The sequence below is a fragment of the Pseudomonas sp. NPDC096950 genome (assembly GCF_044762525.1).
Classification (GTDB): Bacteria; Pseudomonadota; Gammaproteobacteria; order Pseudomonadales; family Pseudomonadaceae; genus Aquipseudomonas.
On record NZ_JBIWEL010000028.1, the window covers coordinates 34,967 to 35,514 of the forward strand.

Annotated in this window: 2 protein-coding genes; both read right to left on the reverse strand. The window is 58.8% G+C overall.

Annotated features, from left to right (window positions below):
- On the reverse strand, positions 1-113 hold a 113-nt coding region (locus ACIQY3_RS29480; RefSeq protein ID WP_403027043.1), incomplete at its 3' end, for a beta-ketoacyl synthase N-terminal-like domain-containing protein.
- A gap of 11 nt (positions 114-124) precedes the next feature.
- The coding region (gene fabA, locus ACIQY3_RS29485; protein ID WP_403026928.1) for a 3-hydroxyacyl-[acyl-carrier-protein] dehydratase FabA at positions 125-548 on the reverse strand (424 nt) is incomplete at its 5' end.

A 548-nucleotide genomic window follows, 5' to 3' on the forward strand; every position in this document is an offset into this window, starting at 1 on the left:
TCCGGGTTGAACCGGATGCCAGGGCGGCTTGCACGCAGGTTAGCGGAGACGGACTCTTTGTCATTGCCCAGGCACGAAACGATGCCCAGACCAGTGATAACGACGCGGCGCATGCGGATAACCCTTAGAAGTTTTCAGTGGAGGTGAACACGCCGACCCGGAGGCCTTCGGCGGTGTAGATTTCGCGGCCGTCGACACTGACCGAACCATCGGCGATAGCGAGGTTCAGCTTGCCTTTGAGGACGCGCTTGATCTGAATGTTATACGTAACTTTCTTGGCGGTCGGCAGGACCTGACCAAAGAACTTCACTTCACCCGAACCCAGTGCGCGACCACGGCCCGGCAGACCTTGCCAGCCGAGGAAGAAGCCGACCAGTTGCCACATGGCATCGAGGCCCAGGCAGCCGGGCATCACCGGATCGCCTTCGAAGTGACAGGCGAAGAACCACAGGTCCGGAGTGATATCCAGCTCGGCGACCAATTCACCTTTGCCGTACTTGCCACCCTCTTCGCTGATATGGGTGATGCGATCCACCATCATCATGTTC